Below are 19,682 nucleotides of genomic sequence, written 5' to 3'. Positions count from 1 at the left end.
TCACTCCAGCCTTCTCCCCAAAGGGAGAAGGAAAATCAAAAATTACTTTTTCTTAACAGGGCGCTGCCAACCCTGAATATGGGTTTGCTTCACGCGGCTGATAACCAGTTCATCTTGTGCGACGTTACGCGTTACGGTGGTTCCCGCACCGATGGTTGCGCCGCGTTCAATCGTGACCGGAGCCACCAGTTGGCTGTCAGAGCCGACAAACACATCATCACCGATGATGGTTTTGAATTTATTGGCGCCATCGTAATTACAGGTAATAGTGCCAGCACCGATATTCACGTTGTCGCCAATTTCGGCGTCGCCCAGGTAGCTCAGGTGCCCAGCTTTAGACCCCTTGCCCAGACGCGCTTTTTTCATCTCCACGAAGTTACCCACGTGTGCGCCTTCTGCCAGTTCAGCGCCGGGGCGCAAACGAGCGAATGGGCCGATGGTGCAGGCCGCTGCGAGCGAGGCATCTTCCACAACGGTATACGGGCTGATTTCGCAGTCATCGCCAATCACGCTGTTTTTAATCACGCAACCGGTGCCAATTTTCACTCGGTTACCCAATGTCACAACGCCTTCAATAATGACATTAGTATCAATTTCCACATCACGCCCGTGGGTCAGTTCACCACGGATATCGAAACGCGCCGGATCGCGCAGCATAACGCCAGCCAGAAGCAGTCTCTCGGCTTGTTCACTCTGGTAGACGCGCTCAAGGCGGGAGAGTTGCAGGCGGTTGTTCACGCCTTCCACTTCGCTTAAACGATCCGGGTGGACAGCGGTAATTTCTCGGCCTTCGTGATGTGCCAGGGCGATGATATCGGTGATATAGAACTCACCCTGCGCATTGTTGTTATCGAGCTTCGATAGCCAGCGCTTCAGATCCGCGCCATTAGCCACCAGAATACCGGTGTTGATTTCATCAATTTTGCGCTGCTCGTCAGTCGCATCTTTGTGCTCAACGATACCGACAACTTTGCCGTTTTCACGAGCAATACGGCCATAACCAGTTGGATCGTCGAGTTTTACAGTCAGCAAACCAATGCCGCCTTGCGGTTTGGCATCACGCAGGCGTTGCAGAGACTCAACGGAAATAAGCGGCACATCGCCGTAGAGCATCAGAATATCTTCGTCATCAGCAAAGAAGGGTGCCGCTTGCTGCATCGCATGACCAGTGCCCAGCTGTTCAGCCTGCAAAACCCAGTTCAGCGAACCATCGCTGAGTGTGTTTTTAAGCAGGTCACCGCCGTGCCCATAAACCAGATGCACGCGTTGTGCGCCTAAATTATTAGCCGCATCAATAACATGCTGAACCATCGGTTTCCCGGCAAGGGTATGTAACACCTTCGGGAGGTCTGAATACATGCGGGTCCCTTTGCCTGCGGCTAGGATAACCACGCTCATCGCACTGTTTGACATACGCGTCCTGACTTAAATTTGTGAGAGAAGTAAAACGATTTCACGTTGAAATTTCTACATATTTTGCAACAAAAAACGCGATGCCTAAAAAACAGGCTTCGACGGTGCTTTTTGGTTGCCCATGTGCTCAATTGTAGGTGGATAAGGTCGCAAAAAGTACTTCTGAAATGACAAAAGCCATATATCTCTATGGATTAAGACTTCTTTTCAGATTGAAACAAAGCTACCCCACATATTTGGTAGTTCGTGTTTTAAAAATCAACCTTTGTGATAAGCATAAAAGAAACGATGTTTCATTTTTATACATAATGACGCCGACATTGATAAGGAGAATAAAAATGGCGTCAAAAATACCTCTGGCTCTCACGCTTTGCGGCGCAGCTTTATCGCTTCCGGCGACCGCACAGCAACAACCCATCTGGCATGCGATTGCTTTTGGGCAATCAACAGATGTTAACTTTTCATCCAACGTATTACCTGAAAAAGTCGGCGTAAATAACGTCACGATCGATGGCAAAAAACTCACTACCGCTGATAACGCCGATCTTTCTAAACCGATAACCATTGAAAGTCGTGGCGGGAAAATTGCGAACTCTCATGATGGGCTCACGTTCTTCTATACCGCACTGCCCGCCAGTGAGAATTTTGTCTTACAGGCAACGGTGACCGTCGATCAGTTTGGCCCTGAAAATGGTGCCAAACCAGCCGCTCAGGAAGGTGCTGGTTTACTGGTGAGGGATGTATTAGGAAACCCGCGCCAGGAGCCACTAAAAGAGGGCTACGAAGAGTTCCCGGCGGCGTCAAACATGGTGATGAACGCCATTATGACGCAGGATAAAAAAGACGCATCGCGCGTCAAAATGCAGGCGATTGCACGGGATGGCATTTCGCAGCCGTGGGGAAATACTGGCTCAACGATTTCACGCAAAAGCTATCAGGAAGCGGTAGATCTCAGCAAAATGCCGACTTTCCGCATGAAACTCGAGCGTACGAATGAAGGTTTTATCACTTCATGGGCTGCGGCCGGAAGCGACTCATGGGTTTCTGAAAATGTGAAACGCGCCGACATCATTACCGCTCAGGATAAAAACCAATATTACGTGGGCTTCTTTGCATCGCGGAATGCAAAAATCACCGTAAGTGACGCGTCACTTGAAACCCGCGCAGCGCAAACTGTTGCCTCAGCTGCGTTCGAGCCAAAAGCGTGGCCGGTAGTGATGCAAATTGCTTCGCCACCAAAGAGCACCACCAGCGAATACGTGGTACAGGCACGCGCTAACTATGACGGCAACTTCACCGTACGTCAGGACGAAGTTGTGATCGGTCAGGAAAAAGCTGCGAAAGCCGGTGAAATGTTCTCACTGCCTACCACGCTGAAAGAGCGCAACAGCTTTACCGTGACTTTTACCCCGACCAGCGGGAAAACCAAAATACCCGTCAGCCAGAGCTTTGACGTCGAGCAAGTGAAAAACTTGAATGGCGCTAAGCTGTATGTCGCTCCAGATGGTGTTTCAAGAAATAAGGGGTCAAAAGAAGCACCATTAGATTTGACCAGCGCAATTTCACTCATCCAACCTGGAGGAAAAATCATTCTGAGCAGTGGTGAGTACCCACAAACTACCATTCCAACCCCTGACAGCGGTTTAAAGGGCAAACTGAAAACCCTGGAAGCTGACGGCAAAGTGGTGGTTCGCGGTTTACTGCTCGATGGTAACTACTGGCATGTTAAAGGCATTGAAGTCACCGATAAGAGTTTGCGAGTGCAGGGTAGCAATAACCTTATCGAAAACGTCGTCGCCTATAAAAATGACGATACCGGCATTCAGATTTCCTCGCCAGCCGATGTAGGCCGTCCGCTTTGGGCAAGCTACAACCGCGTCGTTAATTCTGAATCCTTCAGCAATGAAGACCCAGGCAAAATCAACGCAGATGGCTTTGCGGTGAAAATGCGCGTCGGGGATGGAAACCGTCTTGAGGGTTGTTACGCACACGACAACATTGATGATGGCTATGATTTATTCAACAAGATTGAAGACGGCGCGAATGGCGTTGTGGTGATCGAGAATTCAATTGCCCGCAACAACACCAGCAATGGTTTCAAACTGGGTGGGGAAGGGCAGCCGGTGGCGCACGAAATCCACAACAGCGTGGCGATTGGTAACAAACTGGATGGCTTTACCGATAACTTCAATCCGGGTGCGCTGGTGGTGGCAAATAATGTTGCGGTCGATAACCAACGCTTTAACTATATCTTCCGTCCAAGCCCTTATGGAAGTGCTGAAACTCAGGGCAAGTTCACCGATAACATTTCATTGCGCAGTACTGACGGGAAATATGACGATGCCATTTCCGGGCGCGTAGATGGCAGTAATTACTTCATTCGTGATGGCAAAACAGAGAACAGCGAAGGGAAGCAACTGAGTGTTAAAGATTATCAGTCGTTGACGTTGCCAGTGCCTTTGCAACGTAATGCCGATGGTTCATTTAAAACCGGCGAGTTTCTGACGAAGCAGTAAAAACGGTCAGACGAAAAAAATGCCAGTCAGGGAAACCTGGCTGGCATTTGTCTTTTCAAGCAGGTAGTTACATCGCTTTTCTGGTCAACTCGATAACACGAAGTTTCGCGATCGCTTTAGCCAGTTCAGCAGAAGCCTGAGCGTAGTCCACATCACCGTGGGAGCTGTGGATGCGCTCTTCCGCTTTACGCTTCGCTTCCAGGGCCCGAGCTTCGTCGAGATCCTGGCCGCGAATTGCGGTATCGGCCAGCACGGTTACCGTGCCAGGCTGCACTTCCAACACACCACCGGACAGGTAGATATACTCTTCATGTCCGTGCTGTTTAACGATGCGGATCATACCAGGCTTAATGGCGGTGAGCAGCGGGGCGTGGCCAGGGAAAATACCCAGCTCACCTTCGCTACCCGTTACCTGGATCTTCTCGACCAGACCGGAGAACATTTGGCTCTCCGCGCTGACGACGTCCAGGTGATAAGTCATTGCCATGTCACCCTCCGATTAAGGCGTTAAAGTTTTTTAGCTTTCTCAACGGCTTCGTCGATAGTACCAACCATGTAGAACGCCTGCTCTGGCAGATGGTCATATTCGCCGTCCATGATGCCTTTAAAGCCACGGATAGTATCTTTCAGCGATACAAACTTGCCCGGAGAACCGGTAAAGACTTCTGCTACGAAGAATGGCTGAGACAGGAAGCGCTGAATCTTACGCGCACGAGCTACAACCAGTTTATCTTCTTCAGAAAGTTCATCCATACCAAGAATGGCGATGATGTCTTTCAGTTCCTGGTAACGTTGCAGAATAGACTGCACGCCACGCGCGGTATCGTAGTGTTCCTGACCAACAACCAGCGGATCTAACTGACGGCTGGTGGAATCCAGTGGATCTACCGCAGGATAGATACCCAGAGACGCGATGTTACGGCTCAGTACCACGGTTGCATCCAAGTGCGCAAAGGTGGTTGCTGGAGATGGGTCAGTCAAGTCATCCGCAGGTACGTATACCGCTTGAACAGAAGTGATTGAGCCAGTTTTGGTGGAGGTAATACGCTCCTGCAAAACACCCATCTCTTCTGCCAGAGTTGGCTGGTAACCTACCGCAGATGGCATACGACCCAGCAGTGCAGATACTTCTGTACCGGCCAGGGTATAACGGTAAATGTTATCAACGAACAGCAGAACGTCACGACCTTCGTCACGGAACTTCTCAGCCATGGTCAGACCGGTCAACGCAACGCGCAGACGGTTACCTGGTGGCTCGTTCATCTGGCCATAAACCAGTGATACTTTGTCCAGAACGTTGGAATCGGTCATTTCGTGGTAGAAGTCGTTACCCTCACGAGTACGCTCACCCACACCTGCAAACACGGAGTAACCGGAGTGCTCGATCGCGATGTTACGGATCAGCTCCATCATGTTTACAGTTTTACCCACACCCGCACCACCGAACAGACCGACTTTACCACCCTTAGCGAACGGGCAAATCAGGTCCATTACTTTGATGCCGGTTTCCAGCAGATCCTGGGAGCTAGACAGTTCTTCGTAGCTAGGAGCAGCACGGTGAATCGCCCAACGCTCTTCTTCGCCGATATCGCCTTTCATGTCGATAGGCTCGCCCAGGACGTTCATGATACGGCCCAGAGTCGCTTTACCTACTGGCACTTCAATTGGGTGATCGAGGTTAGAAACTTCCAGACCACGACGCAAACCATCAGAAGTACCCATGGCGATAGTACGCACTACGCCACCACCTAACTGTTGCTGAACTTCCAGCACCAGACGGTCTTTACCGTTTGTAACCTCAAGAGCGTCGTACACTTTTGGTACGGCATCCTGAGGGAACTCGACGTCCACCACGGCGCCGATTACCTGGATAATCTTTCCAGTAGCCATCTCGAATCCTCTAAATACGTAAACCTGGTTATACCGCGGAAGCGCCACCGACGATTTCGGTGAGTTCCTGAGTAATGCTGGCCTGACGAGCTTTGTTGTAAACCAACTGCAGCTCTTTAATCAGGCTGCCGCCATTGTCGGTAGCGGCTTTCATCGCCACCATACGTGCGGCCTGCTCGCTGGCCAGGTTTTCTACGACGCCCTGATAAACCTGAGATTCCACGTAACGGCGCAGCAAGGTGTCCAGCAGCGCTTTAGGATCAGGTTCATACAGATAATCCCAGGATTTCTTCTTCAACTCGCCGTCTTCTGCTGGCGGTAACGGCAGCAGTTGGGTAAGGGTAGGAACCTGAGACATTGTGTTAATAAATTTGTTGCTGACAACATACAGCTTGTCCAGACGGCCTTCATCGTAGGCCTGCAACATCACTTTCACCGGGCCAATCAACTCGGACAGGGAAGGGTTATCACCCATACCAGTCACCTGAGCAACAATATTGCCGCCTACAGAGTTGAAGAAAGAGACGCCTTTAGAGCCGATCATTGCGATTTCGCTTTGAACGCCTTTATCGGACCACTCTTTCATGTCAGCCAGCAGCTTTTTGAACAGGTTAGTGTTCAAGCCACCACACAGACCACGGTCAGTGGACACCACCAGGTAGCCCACGCGTTTGACTTCGCGTTCATCCAGGTAAGGGTGTTTGTACTCAAGATTACCTAAAGCCAGATGGCCAATCACTTTACGCATTGTTTCTGCGTAAGGACGGCTGGCAGCCATGCGTTCCTGCGTTTTACGCATTTTGGACGCGGCGACCATTTCCATTGCTTTGGTGATCTTCTGCGTGTTCTGGACGCTTGCGATCTTACTACGTATCTCTTTTGCGCCGGCCATGAGCTTCTCCTCAATGCCTTGCGGCTTGCCCTAAGACAAGCCGCCAGACTTTACCAGGACTGAGTTGCTTTGAAGGAATCGAGGATGCCTTTCAGCTTGCCTTCGATTTCGTCGTTGTAGCCACCAGATTGGTTGATTTCTTGCATCAGTGGAGCATGGTCACGGTCAACATAAGCCAGCAGAGCGGCTTCGAAGCTACCGATTTTAGCCAGTTCCACATCTTCGAGGTAACCACGTTCAGCTGCGAACAGAACCAGAGACTGCTGCGCAACAGACATCGGCGCATATTGTTTCTGTTTCAGAAGCTCGGTCACTTTTTGACCGTGGCTCAACTGTTTACGAGTCGCGTCATCGAGGTCAGATGCAAACTGAGAGAACGCAGCCAGTTCACGATACTGTGCCAGAGCGGTACGAATACCACCGGACAGTTTTTTCATGATCTTGGTCTGAGCAGCACCACCAACACGGGATACGGAGATACCCGGGTTAACCGCAGGACGAATACCGGCGTTAAACAGTGTTGATTCCAGGAAGATCTGACCATCGGTAATAGAAATTACGTTGGTCGGAACGAACGCGGAAACGTCACCCGCTTGCGTTTCGATAATCGGAAGCGCAGTCAGGGAACCTGTTTTGCCTTTCACTTCACCCTTGGTGAATGCTTCAACGTATTCAGCGTTAACACGCGCAGCACGTTCCAGCAGACGGGAGTGGAGATAGAATACGTCACCTGGGTAAGCTTCACGACCTGGTGGACGACGAAGCAGCAGGGAAATCTGACGATAAGCAACAGCCTGTTTGGACAGGTCATCATAAATGATCAGTGCATCTTCACCACGGTCACGGAAGTATTCACCCATCGCGCAACCGGAGTACGGTGCCAGGTATTGCAGTGCAGCAGATTCTGATGCAGTCGCAACAACAACGATAGTGTTAGACAGTGCGCCGTGCTCTTCCAGTTTACGAACCACGTTAGAGATAGTGGACGCTTTCTGGCCGATAGCAACGTAGATACATTTGATGCCGGAATCACGCTGGTTGATGATGGCATCGATTGCCAGAGCAGTCTTACCTGTCTGACGGTCACCGATGATAAGTTCACGCTGACCACGACCGATTGGGATCATGGCATCGACGGACTTATAACCAGTCTGTACAGGCTGGTCTACGGATTGACGTTCGATTACACCAGGTGCGATCGCTTCAACGGCAGCAAAACCGTCATGCTCAAGCGGACCTTTACCATCGATTGGTGCACCCAGGGTGTTCACCACGCGGCCCAACAGGCCACGGCCTACCGGTACTTCAAGAATACGGCCAGTACACTTAACTTTCATGCCTTCGGCAAGGTCAGCGTACGGACCCATTACTACTGCACCTACAGAGTCGCGCTCGAGGTTTAGTGCAATGGCGTAACGGTTTCCCGGAAGGGAAATCATCTCACCCTGCATGACATCGGCCAGGCCGTGTACGCGGATGATACCGTCACTTACAGAAACGATTGTACCTTCGTTGTGAGCCTCGCTCACAACACTGAACTGAGCAATGCGCTGCTTGATCAGTTCGCTGATTTCGGTGGAATTCAGTTGCATGCTCCAGTCCCCTTAAGACTGCAAGACGTCTGTCAGGCGATTAAGACGGCCGCGTACGCTACCATCAATAACCATATCACCTGCGCGGATAATGACACCCGCTATTACAGACTTGTCAATTTTGCAATTCAGCTTAACTTTGCGTGACAGACGTTTTTCCATCGCGGTGCTGATTTTCGAAAGCTGGTCTTCGTTTAATACGCTGGCAGAAGTCACTTCGACTTCTACGGTAGCCTCCTGGGCTGCGCGCAGTTGAACGAATTGCTCAAGAACATCAGGAAGAACTTTCAGACGCCCATTTTCAGCCATCACCTTAATCAGGTTCTGGCCATTGGCGTCTAACTGGTCACCACAGATGGAGATAAACGACGCAGAGAGAGTATCCGGAGCTAAAGCGCCGGAAAGAAGCTCTGCTACTTGTTCGTTTTTAGACACCTCAGCGGCGAAACCCAGCATATGCTGCCAGTTATCAACGCTTTGGTGCTCGACGGCAAAGTCAAAAGCTGCTTTGGCGTAGGGGCGAGCTACAGTTACAAATTCAGACATCAGCCCCTCCCTCCTTACAGTTCAGCGACCAGTTTATCAACGATGTCGCTGTTAGCAGCTTCATCCACGGAACGTTCAATGATCTTCTCGGCACCGGCGATAGCCAGCAGAGCCACTTGCTTACGCAGTTCTTCACGAGCGCGTTTACGCTCTGCGTCGATTTCTGCCTGAGCCTGTGCAACGATTTTGTCACGTTCCTGCTCTGCCTCGGTTTTAGCTTCTTCAAGGATCTGAGAGCGGCGTTTGTTAGCCTGCTCGATGATCACCTGAGCTTCCGCTTTGGCTTTTTTCAGCTGGTCGGTCGCGTTGGCCTGTGCAAGGTCAAGGTCCTTTTTGGCACGTTCTGCAGAAGAGAGGCCATCAGCAATTTCTTGTTGACGCTTCTCGATGGCAGCCATGATTGGCGGCCATACGTACTTCATGCAGAACAGAACAAACAGGACAAACGCGATGGCCTGGCCGAGGATTGTTGCGTTAAGATTCACAGCACAATGCCTCTTTGTTAGTTAACGTTCTGATATTGCTTGATATGTTAAGCAATGCTTACTACGCGACGGCGAACATCACGTACAGACCCAGACCAACAGCGATCATCGGGATAGCATCCACCAGACCCATAACGATAAAGAACTGAGTACGCAGCAAAGGAATCAGATCAGGTTGACGCGCTGCGCCTTCCAGGAATTTTCCCCCGAGGATGCCGATACCGATCGCAGCACCGATTGCCGCCAGACCCATCATCACAGCGGCAGCCATGTACAGCAGATCCATATTCAGGTTTTCCATGACAGTCTCCAGTTTGTTTCAGTTAAAACACAGTAGTGGTAAGTAAAATCAATGCTCTTCAGATGCCATCGACAGATAGACAATCGTTAGAACCATGAATATGAAGGCTTGCAGCGTAATAATCAGGATGTGGAAAATGGCCCAAGGCACACTCAGAATCCACTGTGACCACCACGGCAACAGACCAGCAATCAGAATGAAAATCAACTCACCGGCATACATGTTGCCGAACAGTCGCAGGCCCAGTGATACTGGTTTGGACAGCAGGCTTACACCTTCAAGGATTAAGTTGAACGGTATAAATGCCCAGTGATTGAACGGCTGCAGCGTCAGCTCTTTCGTGAAGCCGCCAATGCCTTTCATTTTGATGCTGTAGAAAAGAATGAGGATAAACACACCCAACGCCATGGACAGGGTGATATTCACGTCCGCAGACGGCACCACACGCAGGGCAGGGAGGCCGAAGATGTGCTCGCCGATAAACGGCAAGAAATCAATTGGCAACAGGTCCATCAGGTTCATCAGTAATACCCAGACGAACACAGTCAGGGCCAGCGGTGCAATGACCTTGCTTTTGCCATGGTACATGTCTTTGACATTGCCATTAACAAAATCGATAACCATTTCAACCGCAGTCTGAAATTTACCAGGTACGCCGCTCGTCGCTGTTTTGGCTACTTTACGGAATAACACCAGGAATAGCAGACCCAGAACCACCGAGAAAAACATGGAGTCAATATTGAGCGTCCAGAAGGTGGCCGGGGGGTTTTGCGGATCAACCAGCGAGAAAGTACGCAGGTCCAACTGAAGGTTATTCAGATGGTGGCCTATATACTCCTGCGGTGTAGAGATTTCTCCTGCAGACATGATGCCTCTTACCCTTTGTTGTTAATTACAGCTGGTGCGAGTATCTGCACAACCAGCACCGAAACCCACGTCACAATAAGCGGCAACAATACCGCCTTAAAACCAGCTAACGCCACCACCAGTATGGTAAAGCTCGCAATCACCTTTAGCACTTCGCCAATGGCGAAAGTCCAGGCCAGGCGGCCTTTCGATGGTGTATGCACCTGGTGACGCCAGGCGAAATTCATAAATACTGCATTTGGCAACCAAGCTGCCAGGCCTCCACCAAAAGCAGAAGCACCCCACACGGGGTCTTTGAGGCAAAACAGCAATCCAATTGCTATCACTGCAAGTAACTGAAGGAACAGAAGCTTACGAGCAACGTTTCTACTCAATAGCGACACAGACATGGCTTATCCTAACTCCTGCTCCCTTCGGGGTATGTCGCGCTGGTATAAAACTGCCTTTAGGTCTTTGAGTCAAGCCTCAAAAAGCGAGCAAATTATACGGTGCGGCCCCGTGATTTCAAACAATAAGTAGCAAAAAGGTGAACAAATGTTTAAATATTTTCCAGCACAGTTATTTTTCAACTTTTGAGTTATACCGACTATTTTGCTGAAAACCTCAAACAACCGAAATAGCCGCCTAATAAAGCGTGCACCAGATCACAAATAAAACATCTCATAGCCATTATACATTTGTCTGTCTCATAAAGTGCGAAACACAGATGCCTGATAAATAAGCTGATTACTGTCTACTCTATTTAAAATAGCCTGAAACATCATTAAAACAATTTATTGACATTTTTATTAATATTTTAACAACCTTCTGAGTATGAAACCCGAGTAATATTTAGCAGGGTTATATTTTCAGGGTTGACTACTTTCAAAATCAACAAGCCGTTTAGAGTTAACAAGAATGCAAACAGTGGTTAACGCATTGTTAAATGTAACCAGAAATGTCAGACATTTTCCCTTGTATTTTTAACCTTAACGAAACAATCCTTTTTAGCCTTTTTTTGATAAATATTAAGTTTTGTTTGGCTTAATCATCACCAGATGACGCTCACCATCCAGTTCAGGCACCTGCAAGCGGATAACCTCTTCGACGCTAAATTCAGCAGGCAACGCTGCGATTTCATCATCCGGACGCAGACCTTTAAGCGCATAGAAGCGACCATTCTCTGCGGGCAAGTGTTTACACCAGGTCACCATATCGGTCATCGACGCAAAAGCTCGGCTGATGACGCCATCAAATGGCGGTTCTGCCGGGAACTCTTCCACACGACTTTGCACTGGCGTGATGTTTTCAAGGTGCAACTCATGCTGAACCTGACGCAGGAATCGAACACGCTTACCCAGGCTGTCCAGCAACGTAAAATGAGAGTCAGGGCGCACAATCGCTAACGGGATGCCCGGCAAACCAGGGCCTGTTCCCACATCGATAAAACGTGAACCCTGCAAGTGCGGTTCAACCACGATACTGTCGAGAATATGACGAACCAGCATTTCATCAGGATGACGCACTGAGGTCAGGTTGTAGGCTTTGTTCCACTTGTGGAGCAGTTCAACATAACCCACCAACTGTAGTTTCTGGTTTTCTGGCAGCGTAATGCCTGCGCTATCCAGCAGGCGATTCAGTTTGTTAAGCACGGCGGTAAATACCCATCAAAAAAACGGGCCAGGAAATCCTGACCCTGAAATATGTTATATCAAGCGCTACGGCGCAGCAGACCTTGCTTTTTTAACCAGACAAGCAAGATTGAAATGGCTGCCGGAGTCACACCGGAAATGCGCGATGCCTGCCCGATCGAAACCGGTTTGTGATCGTTAAGCTTGGCGATCACTTCGTTAGAAAGCCCGCTCACCTGGTGGTAATCCAGCGTTGCAGGCAACAACGTATTCTCGTTACGTTGCTGTTTTTCAATCTCTTCTTGCTGACGCGCAATGTAACCTTCGTATTTAACCTGAATTTCCACCTGCTCCGCAGATTGTGGATCTTCAAGTCCTGGTGCAAACACTGACAATTGCATCATTTCAGCATAGGTCATTTCTGGGCGACGCAGCAGATCTTCGCCATTTGCTTCACGAGACAACGGCGCGCTGAGTTTTGCGTTCACTTCTTCGACGCTTTCAGAATGTGGATGTAGCCAGATGTCTTTCAGACGCTGGCGCTCAAGCTCAATGCTTTCGAGTTTCTCGTTAAAGCGTGCCCAGCGAGCATCGTCCACCAGCCCCATTTCGCGGCCTGCTGTGGTTAAGCGCAGATCGGCGTTGTCTTCACGTAGCATCAGGCGGTATTCAGCACGAGAGGTAAACATGCGGTACGGTTCTTTGGTGCCAAGAGTGCAAAGATCGTCTACCAGTACGCCCAGATAAGCCTGATCGCGACGAGGTGCCCAGCCCTCTTTCTCAGCAGAGAAACGAGCGGCATTCAGACCTGCCAGCAAACCTTGCGCAGCGGCTTCTTCGTAACCGGTGGTGCCGTTAATTTGTCCGGCAAAGAACAGGCCCTGGATATATTTACTTTCCAGAGTCGGTTTGAGGTCACGAGGATCGAAGAAATCATATTCGATGGCGTAGCCAGGACGAACGATCTTCGCGTTTGCCATCCCTTCCATCGACCGGACAATTTGCATCTGAACGTCAAATGGCAGGCTGGTCGAGATGCCGTTTGGATAGATTTCATTGCTGGTTAAGCCTTCAGGCTCAAGGAAGATCTGATGCTGGTTACGATCGGCAAAACGCATCACTTTGTCTTCGATAGACGGGCAATAACGCGGGCCAATGCCTTCGATAACACCGGCATACATCGGGCTGCGATCGAGATTATTACGAATAACGTCATGCGTTTTTTCGTTGGTGTGCGTGATGTAACACGGCACTTGCGCAGGGTGTTGGTTCACATTTCCCATGAACGAGAACACCGGCATTGGGTTATCGCCATGCTGCTGGGCAAGTACGCTGAAATCGATGGTGCGAGCGTCAATACGCGGCGGAGTACCGGTTTTCAGACGGCTGACACGCAGTGGCAGTTCACGCAGACGGCGAGACAGGGAAATGGACGGCGGATCGCCTGCACGGCCACCGCTGTAGTTATCCAGCCCGATATGAATTTTGCCATCCAGGAATGTCCCGACTGTCAGTACCACGGACTTAGCGCGGAACTTCAGACCCATCTGGGTGACAGCACCCACAACGCGATCGTTCTCGACAATCAGATCTTCAACCGCCTGTTGGAAGATCATCAGGTTAGGTTGGTTTTCCAGTGCAGTGCGCACCGCCTGCCGATACAGAACGCGGTCAGCCTGAGCACGAGTCGCCCGTACAGCCGGCCCTTTGCTGGCGTTTAGTATTCTAAACTGGATACCGGCATGGTCGATAGCTTTGGCCATCAAACCACCGAGTGCGTCCACTTCTTTAACCAGATGTCCCTTGCCAATACCGCCGATTGCCGGGTTACAAGACATCTGTCCCAGAGTGTCGATATTGTGTGTCAAAAGAAGGGTTTGCTGGCCCATCCGTGCAGCGGCCATTGCAGCCTCGGTGCCTGCATGACCCCCGCCAATGATGATGACGTCAAAAGGATCTGGATAAAACATGGTACTGCCTCGCGGTTTTGCAAATGGGGATGACTGATTCCCGGGGTTGGCGATTCTAACTTAACTTTAGCCTTTCGAGAAAGTATCGGGATCGTCGGTAATTAAAAGAAGATCTTTTTTATTTAAAGATCTCTTTATTATGATCTCTTATTAGGATCGGCATGTTCTGTGGATAACCGTTTTTATGGTAAAGAGATCAATCGATTAAGGAGGATCATTAGCTGTGAATGATCGGTGATCCCACAACGTATAAGCTGGGATCAAAAGTGGAAGTTATGCACAACTCAAAAAGTGAACAGGAGTTGTTATTGGGATAACTACTGCTTAACCCAAGGTTTTAAGCATACTTATACACAGATAAAAGTCAGATCTTTACAAATCCTGGAGTAAATTCTTCCATGATCCGACCCAAATCTCGGCTGGATCTTCAGGAATGTCGTGATCAAGGATGTTCACTTTCAATAAAGAGCCCACTCTTTTAGCGCCGCATTCAGTCAGAAGGGTGTCCAATTTTTCAATGGCACCGCAAAAGGTGTCGTATTCACGACTGCCAATACCGACTGCACCATAATGAACAGCACTGAGATCCGGGCGTTGTTCATTTATAGTGTCAAAAAGCGGTTGCAGGTTGTCAGGAAGATCCCCGGCACCATGAGTAGAAGAGACAATCAGCCATATTCCGCTGGTTTCTAGTTCTTCAAACTGTGGCCCGTGAAGCGTCTGGGTAGAAAAACCCGCTTCATCCAGCTTCTCAGCTAAATGTTCAGCGACATATTCGGCACTGCCCAGGGTACTTCCGCTAATCAGAGTAATGTCTGTCATTGCTGCCCACCTTTTCGAAACGATGGGCATTGTACGCTGTGTAAGGCCTGCGATCTACCTGTGGATAATATGGGTATTAAAATTAGCGGCTAAGGCTTGATGGTGCGCATGATCGGGTTCTGAAGGGAGATCAACGTTTCTGTGGACTGAATTTCATCAATTGTTTGGATCTTGTTGATAAGTACCTGCTGCAGCGCATCGATAGATCGACACATCACCTTAATAAAGATGCTGTAGTGGCCGGTGGTGTAATACGCCTCGGTGACTTCTTCCAGACTTTCGAGTTTTGCCAGCGCAGACGGATAGTCTTTAGCGCTCTTCAAAATGATGCCGATAAAGCAGCAAACATCATAGCCCAACTGTTTAGGGCTGATATCGATGCGTGCACCGGTAATGATTCCCGCCTGCTTCATCTTCTCTACGCGCACATGAATTGTGCCAGGACTCACGCCAAATTGTTTTGCCAGTTCGGCATAAGCCGTACGTGCATTTGCCATTAAAGCGTCAAGGATGCCGCGATCGAGATTGTCGATCTGATAATTATCCATCACTTTTTCCTATGATTAGTAACGATTGTTCATCTTTTATAGCCTTAAATTCGTCGATTAAAAACAGTAAAGGCTTTTTTATTGTTGATTATTGAATGTTGTGTCGTTTTTGTTGCTTAATCATCGTCAGTAAAACAACACAATAAAGAGAAAGCCATGAAAACTGCCTACATCGCTAAACAACGCCAGATTAGTTTTGTTAAGTCCCATTTCTCCCGTCAGCTGGAAGAAAAGCTTGGTCTGATGGAAGTCCAGGCTCCCATTCTTAGCCGCGTGGGTGATGGTACTCAGGACAATCTGTCTGGTTGCGAAAAAGCGGTGCAGGTTAAGGTGAAAACCTTGCCTGATGCGCAGTTTGAAGTGGTGCATTCGCTGGCTAAATGGAAAAGAAAAACACTCGGCCAGCACGACTTCAGCGCGGGCGAAGGGCTTTACACGCACATGAAAGCCCTTCGCCCCGATGAAGACCGTTTGACCCCGATCCACTCTGTGTATGTCGATCAGTGGGATTGGGAGCGTGTAATGGGTGATGGAGAGCGTCATCTTGGTACGCTCAAGCAAACTGTAGAATGCATCTGGGCGGCGATGAAAGCTACGGAAGCCGCAGTGAGCGAGCAGTACGGTTTGACGCCTTTCCTGCCTGAACAAATCCACTTCGTTCATAGCGAAGAACTCCAGGCTCGTTTCCCGGACCTGGATGCAAAAGGCCGTGAGCGTGCCATCGCTAAAGAGCTGGGCGCGGTGTTCCTGATTGGCATTGGCGGTAAGCTGGCTGACGGTAAACGTCACGATGTTCGTGCGCCAGATTATGATGACTGGTCAACGGTCAGTCAGGGTGATTTTAAAGGCCTGAACGGCGATATTATGGTGTGGAACCCGATTCTGGAAGATGCCTTTGAGCTTTCTTCTATGGGGATCCGTGTTGATGCACAAGCATTGCAACATCAGTTGGCAACGACCGGTGATGAAGATCGTCTGCAACTTGAGTGGCACCAGTCGCTGCTGAAAGGCGAAATGCCGCAAACCATTGGCGGCGGCATTGGTCAGTCTCGTTTAGTGATGTTGATGTTGCAACAGCCGCACATTGGCCAGGTTCAGTGCGGCGTATGGCCATCTGAACTTCACGCTAAGGTTGATTCACTGTTGTAACTATTAACGCCGCCAGCGACGCAGCAGGCGGCTACGCATCCCGGTATCGAAGCGCCAGATATGGTCAAAAATGCGCATGATGCCGGGTTTTCCGTGTCCGGACATGGCGACGGCGTGGAAGCGATGCAGGTGCTTGCGCTGTAGATCTTTAACCTGCGTCACGACATCGTCTGGCAGACGTTGGGCAATAAAGTCAGAAATCACCACAGCATCGGCGTCAAACCATTCACTTCCCTGCATTTTTTCAGCGATTGCACGAAAACAACTGGCGAGATCGGTACCGCCGCGAAAGCGCTGGCTCAGGAAACGGATCGCCTGTTCGATGCCATCTGGTCCGCACACTTCATAACGCACCACTTCGCTGGAAAACAGCATGATGAAACAGCGGCGGTTATCCGCAAGTGCGACTCGCATTAACGCCAGGCAGAAGGCTTTGGCGCACTGTTCATTGAATCCGCCCATGGAACCGGATGTATCGACGCAGACAATAAATGGCCCGCGCGGTTGTTCATCGAAATCCTGATGCACGACAGGGCGTTCTACCACTTTCTCGCGCCATGAATCGCCATGTAACCGGTAAGTCAGCAATTGTTTTTCCACTAGCCGGCGGTAGAATTCAAATTCCAGTTCGCTAATGCCAAGCGTTGCCAGTTCAGGCGGTAACAAACGCAGGATGTCATCGCTGCGCTGTAGACCATCAACCTGTTCAGGCACGGTTGCAGGCTCGCGGACCAGCATGCGCCAGGTTTCGGTCGGCGCATCTTTTCTGGGTACGGCTTTCGCTTCTTTTGAACGCCCAAGTTGCTCTGCAATTTTCAGCAGTTCAGGCTGACTGGCAAGGAAATCGCCGTATTGCACGATGAGCTGATAATCCCCACGTTTAAGCGAACCGGCGCTCATGTCCCAAAGCCGCCCGGCAGCGTTATCACTATCGACCAGAACCGGTTCGAGTTGGCCGCTTAACGCCAGGCGCTGCTGAACTTCGGCCAGCAATTGGTCACGTTCATCTTCCAGTAATTGCTGATTCAGGGAGGTAGTCTGCACGACCAGACTCAATCGCCAGCGTTGCAGGAATAGCGTTTGTTGTGCCGCTGTCAGGCGAGGCGTGTCCGCCACCAGCTTTTGTGCTTGCGCAAAAAAGGGTGAATCAACGTTTTCCAGCAAGCGTAAAATTTCCGGCAGTTTTGCAGATAACTGGCTGGTGGTGAGCAACTGACTTTCTTGATAACACTGTACTTCCCGGGCTAACTCTTGCGGGACGTTGGTATCGTGCAGACGGGATTTCAGCAGCTCGCGCCAGCGAGGGATATCTTTGGTCACCGCGTTTTTCATCCGCGGAAATTTCTCAAAGAACAGCGCCAGTTGCGGTGCAGCTAAAAGCGCGATAATGACGCTTTCTATTAATTCACCCTCGCTGATCGCGAGGATGACATCAAGAGCTTCAACGCTGAGCATTAATGCCGCGCCTGTTTAATTTGTTCGGCCACATCCTGCAGGCTGGCTTCAATCTTTCCGAGCCATTCGTTGTGGATAAACAGGCATTTTTGCTGATCGTTAAAACGCTCATGCTGCTGATGGAGGGTCTCTTCAAGAGAGTCAAATTGCTGTTTGATCTCTTCAGGCACCCCTTGCTGTTGCTTACCCGGCATCATCAGGCGTGTGCCTTGCAAGCTGATATCGCGCAAAACCAGATGTTGGCTACTATCAACTTCCATATTCAGCACCTGGGCAAAACCAATACCGTTGAGTTTGCCGCGTAACTCCCCGCCTTTTATTAGCCATTGTGCACAGGCTTCACGGGAGACAGAGACGTGGAGAACTTCGATATCATGGAGTTTTAGCGGTTGCTGGAGCAGCAATGTCAGCGTTTCGCCAGTCAGATAATCCGGCAGTTGGTACTGAGGACGACGCGTAAACATGCCGCCCTGTTTGGTGACTGAGATCGCTTCACGGTCGCTATGTTGCTGTTGTAATTGAATCCTGCGCTGCACGATAACCGCTAATTTACTGAGCATGGCATTTTGTTGCCAGGCGTGTCCGGTCATCAATATTTCCAGCTGTTGCTGCATCAAATTCATCGCCGCGGTGTCGTGCCACAGACAATCTTTCAGAAGGATTAAATCAATTGGCGCGACAGCATTTCGGCCGCTAAAGAAGGCGCTGGCTTGCAGCAGGCGAATGGCTTTTTTCCAGCGACGGTCAGAAACATAAGGTGCCCCTGACGCATTCTCTAACTGCTGGCGCAAAGTGAAAATCAGTTCAAAGACAGCATCTGGCAACAAAACAGAGCCGATCTCTTTCTGCCACTGAAAATACTCTTCGTCAGAAACTTGCAGGTTTTCCGGCACCGGATTGTCGTTTTCATCATGCTGACTGGTGAGCATGGAACGGAAATTACCTTTGTCCTGCACTTTATCGAGCCACAGGCGAATCAGCATTCGGTCATACAATGCTTCCAGGCTGCTGTCGGCTTCGGGGAGTTCGTTGGATGCCGCCACCAGCAAACGCATGGGGATTTTCTCTTCGCTGGCGCCATTGCGGAACCGGCGTTCATTTATGGCGGTCAGCAGAGTGTTCAAAATCGCAGGGCCAGCTTTCCAGATTTCATCGAGAAACACGATTTCCGCTTCTGGTAAATAACCGGCGGTCAGGCGTTCATAGCGTCCTTCATCTTTTAGCGCCTGAATGGATAATGGCCCAAACACCTCTTCCGGCGTGGAAAAGCGTGTCATCAGGTACTCAAAGGCGCGTGCCTTCTGGAATGCGAACTTCAAACGGCGGGCAATCAAACTCTTGGCGATTCCGGGTGGGCCAAGCAAGAAAACACTTTCGCCGCTCAATGCTGCCAGCAGGCAAAGACGCACCGCGTGTTGGCGTTCAAACAATCCTTTTTCCAGCGCCTGGCTAAGCCGTGAAATTCTTTCAGCCAATAAATGTGATTGAGCCATAATTAGCATTGCATCCTTACGCGGTTACCAGAGTTCAGAAAATCGAGTATATCGTTCATCTATATTATCGTTAATGGATTGATGAGCGGCTCTTTTTTCCCTGACATAAGTTAAGCCTGTTGTATTTAGGGGT

General features: G+C 49.9%; 18 protein-coding genes. 2 read left to right on the top strand and 16 right to left on the bottom strand.

Annotated elements, in window-relative coordinates:
• Positions 1-42: 42 nt before the first annotated feature.
• A complete protein-coding gene (gene glmU, locus DY231_RS23460) occupies positions 43-1,413 on the bottom strand; it encodes a bifunctional UDP-N-acetylglucosamine diphosphorylase/glucosamine-1-phosphate N-acetyltransferase GlmU (protein ID WP_115631719.1) in 1,371 nt (456 codons plus the stop codon).
• Between the two features lie 338 nt (positions 1,414-1,751).
• Here glmU and DY231_RS23455 point away from each other — a divergent pair, with 338 nt between their 5' ends.
• Positions 1,752-3,929, top strand: a complete 2,178-nt coding sequence (locus DY231_RS23455; RefSeq protein ID WP_115631718.1) for a right-handed parallel beta-helix repeat-containing protein — start codon at positions 1,752-1,754, stop codon at positions 3,927-3,929.
• A gap of 67 nt (positions 3,930-3,996) precedes the next feature.
• On the opposite strand, the gene DY231_RS23450 is transcribed toward DY231_RS23455, so the two are convergent.
• From DY231_RS23450 to asnC, 13 genes are all read right to left on the bottom strand, one after another.
• Positions 3,997-4,416 carry a F0F1 ATP synthase subunit epsilon gene (locus DY231_RS23450; RefSeq protein ID WP_034499861.1) on the bottom strand — a complete coding sequence of 140 codons (420 nt, stop codon included), beginning with the start codon at positions 4,414-4,416 and terminating at the stop codon, positions 3,997-3,999.
• Positions 4,417-4,436: 20 nt separating this feature from the next.
• Positions 4,437-5,819, bottom strand: coding sequence for a F0F1 ATP synthase subunit beta (atpD, locus tag DY231_RS23445; RefSeq protein ID WP_034499864.1), 1,383 nt, complete (start codon positions 5,817-5,819; stop codon positions 4,437-4,439).
• A gap of 28 nt (positions 5,820-5,847) precedes the next feature.
• Positions 5,848-6,711: a F0F1 ATP synthase subunit gamma gene (gene atpG / locus DY231_RS23440; protein ID WP_115631717.1), complete on the bottom strand. Its 864-nt coding sequence runs from the start codon at positions 6,709-6,711 to the stop codon at positions 5,848-5,850.
• 50 nt (positions 6,712-6,761) lie between these two features.
• The gene (atpA, locus tag DY231_RS23435) at positions 6,762-8,303 is read right to left on the bottom strand and encodes a F0F1 ATP synthase subunit alpha (protein ID WP_034499870.1); all 1,542 of its coding nucleotides are present in this window, start codon (positions 8,301-8,303) and stop codon (positions 6,762-6,764) included.
• A gap of 12 nt (positions 8,304-8,315) precedes the next feature.
• Positions 8,316-8,849 (bottom strand): F0F1 ATP synthase subunit delta, encoded by a 534-nt coding sequence (gene atpH, locus DY231_RS23430; RefSeq protein ID WP_115631716.1) that lies wholly within the window; start codon positions 8,847-8,849, stop codon positions 8,316-8,318.
• 14 nt (positions 8,850-8,863) lie between these two features.
• A complete protein-coding gene (atpF, locus tag DY231_RS23425; protein WP_034499875.1) occupies positions 8,864-9,334 on the bottom strand; it encodes a F0F1 ATP synthase subunit B in 471 nt (156 codons plus the stop codon).
• Between the two features lie 61 nt (positions 9,335-9,395).
• Positions 9,396-9,635 carry a F0F1 ATP synthase subunit C gene (atpE, locus tag DY231_RS23420; RefSeq protein ID WP_000429386.1) on the bottom strand — a complete coding sequence of 80 codons (240 nt, stop codon included), beginning with the start codon at positions 9,633-9,635 and terminating at the stop codon, positions 9,396-9,398.
• Positions 9,636-9,683: 48 nt separating this feature from the next.
• A complete protein-coding gene (gene atpB, locus DY231_RS23415; protein ID WP_034499878.1) occupies positions 9,684-10,502 on the bottom strand; it encodes a F0F1 ATP synthase subunit A in 819 nt (272 codons plus the stop codon).
• A gap of 8 nt (positions 10,503-10,510) precedes the next feature.
• A complete protein-coding gene (gene atpI, locus DY231_RS23410) occupies positions 10,511-10,891 on the bottom strand; it encodes a F0F1 ATP synthase subunit I (RefSeq protein ID WP_034499880.1) in 381 nt (126 codons plus the stop codon).
• 618 nt (positions 10,892-11,509) lie between these two features.
• Positions 11,510-12,133 carry a 16S rRNA (guanine(527)-N(7))-methyltransferase RsmG gene (gene rsmG, locus DY231_RS23405; protein WP_115631715.1) on the bottom strand — a complete coding sequence of 208 codons (624 nt, stop codon included), beginning with the start codon at positions 12,131-12,133 and terminating at the stop codon, positions 11,510-11,512.
• Positions 12,134-12,192: 59 nt separating this feature from the next.
• Complete coding sequence (gene mnmG, locus DY231_RS23400; protein WP_115631714.1) at positions 12,193-14,082, bottom strand: tRNA uridine-5-carboxymethylaminomethyl(34) synthesis enzyme MnmG; 1,890 nt, start codon at positions 14,080-14,082, stop codon at positions 12,193-12,195.
• A 372-nt stretch (positions 14,083-14,454) separates the two neighbouring features.
• The gene (mioC, locus tag DY231_RS23395; RefSeq protein ID WP_034499885.1) at positions 14,455-14,904 is read right to left on the bottom strand and encodes an FMN-binding protein MioC; all 450 of its coding nucleotides are present in this window, start codon (positions 14,902-14,904) and stop codon (positions 14,455-14,457) included.
• 89 nt (positions 14,905-14,993) lie between these two features.
• Entirely contained in the window at positions 14,994-15,452 is a 459-nt protein-coding gene (gene asnC / locus DY231_RS23390) for a transcriptional regulator AsnC (protein WP_034499887.1), read from the bottom strand.
• A gap of 156 nt (positions 15,453-15,608) precedes the next feature.
• On the opposite strand from asnC, the gene asnA reads away from it, so the two are divergent.
• A complete protein-coding gene (gene asnA, locus DY231_RS23385; RefSeq protein ID WP_115631713.1) occupies positions 15,609-16,601 on the top strand; it encodes an aspartate--ammonia ligase in 993 nt (330 codons plus the stop codon).
• Between the two features lie 3 nt (positions 16,602-16,604).
• Here the strand turns inward: asnA and viaA are convergent, their stop codons facing one another.
• Entirely contained in the window at positions 16,605-18,056 is a 1,452-nt protein-coding gene (gene viaA, locus DY231_RS23380; RefSeq protein ID WP_115631712.1) for an ATPase RavA stimulator ViaA, read from the bottom strand.
• Positions 18,056-19,549: an ATPase RavA gene (gene ravA / locus DY231_RS23375; protein ID WP_115631941.1), complete on the bottom strand. Its 1,494-nt coding sequence runs from the start codon at positions 19,547-19,549 to the stop codon at positions 18,056-18,058. The genes viaA and ravA overlap by 1 nt, the downstream gene beginning before the upstream one ends.
• Positions 19,550-19,682 lie beyond the last annotated feature (133 nt).

This window comes from Buttiauxella agrestis (assembly GCF_900446255.1).
GTDB classification, from domain to species: Bacteria; Pseudomonadota; Gammaproteobacteria; order Enterobacterales; family Enterobacteriaceae; genus Buttiauxella; species Buttiauxella agrestis.
This window is presented reverse-complemented; position numbering and strand designations above follow the sequence as displayed.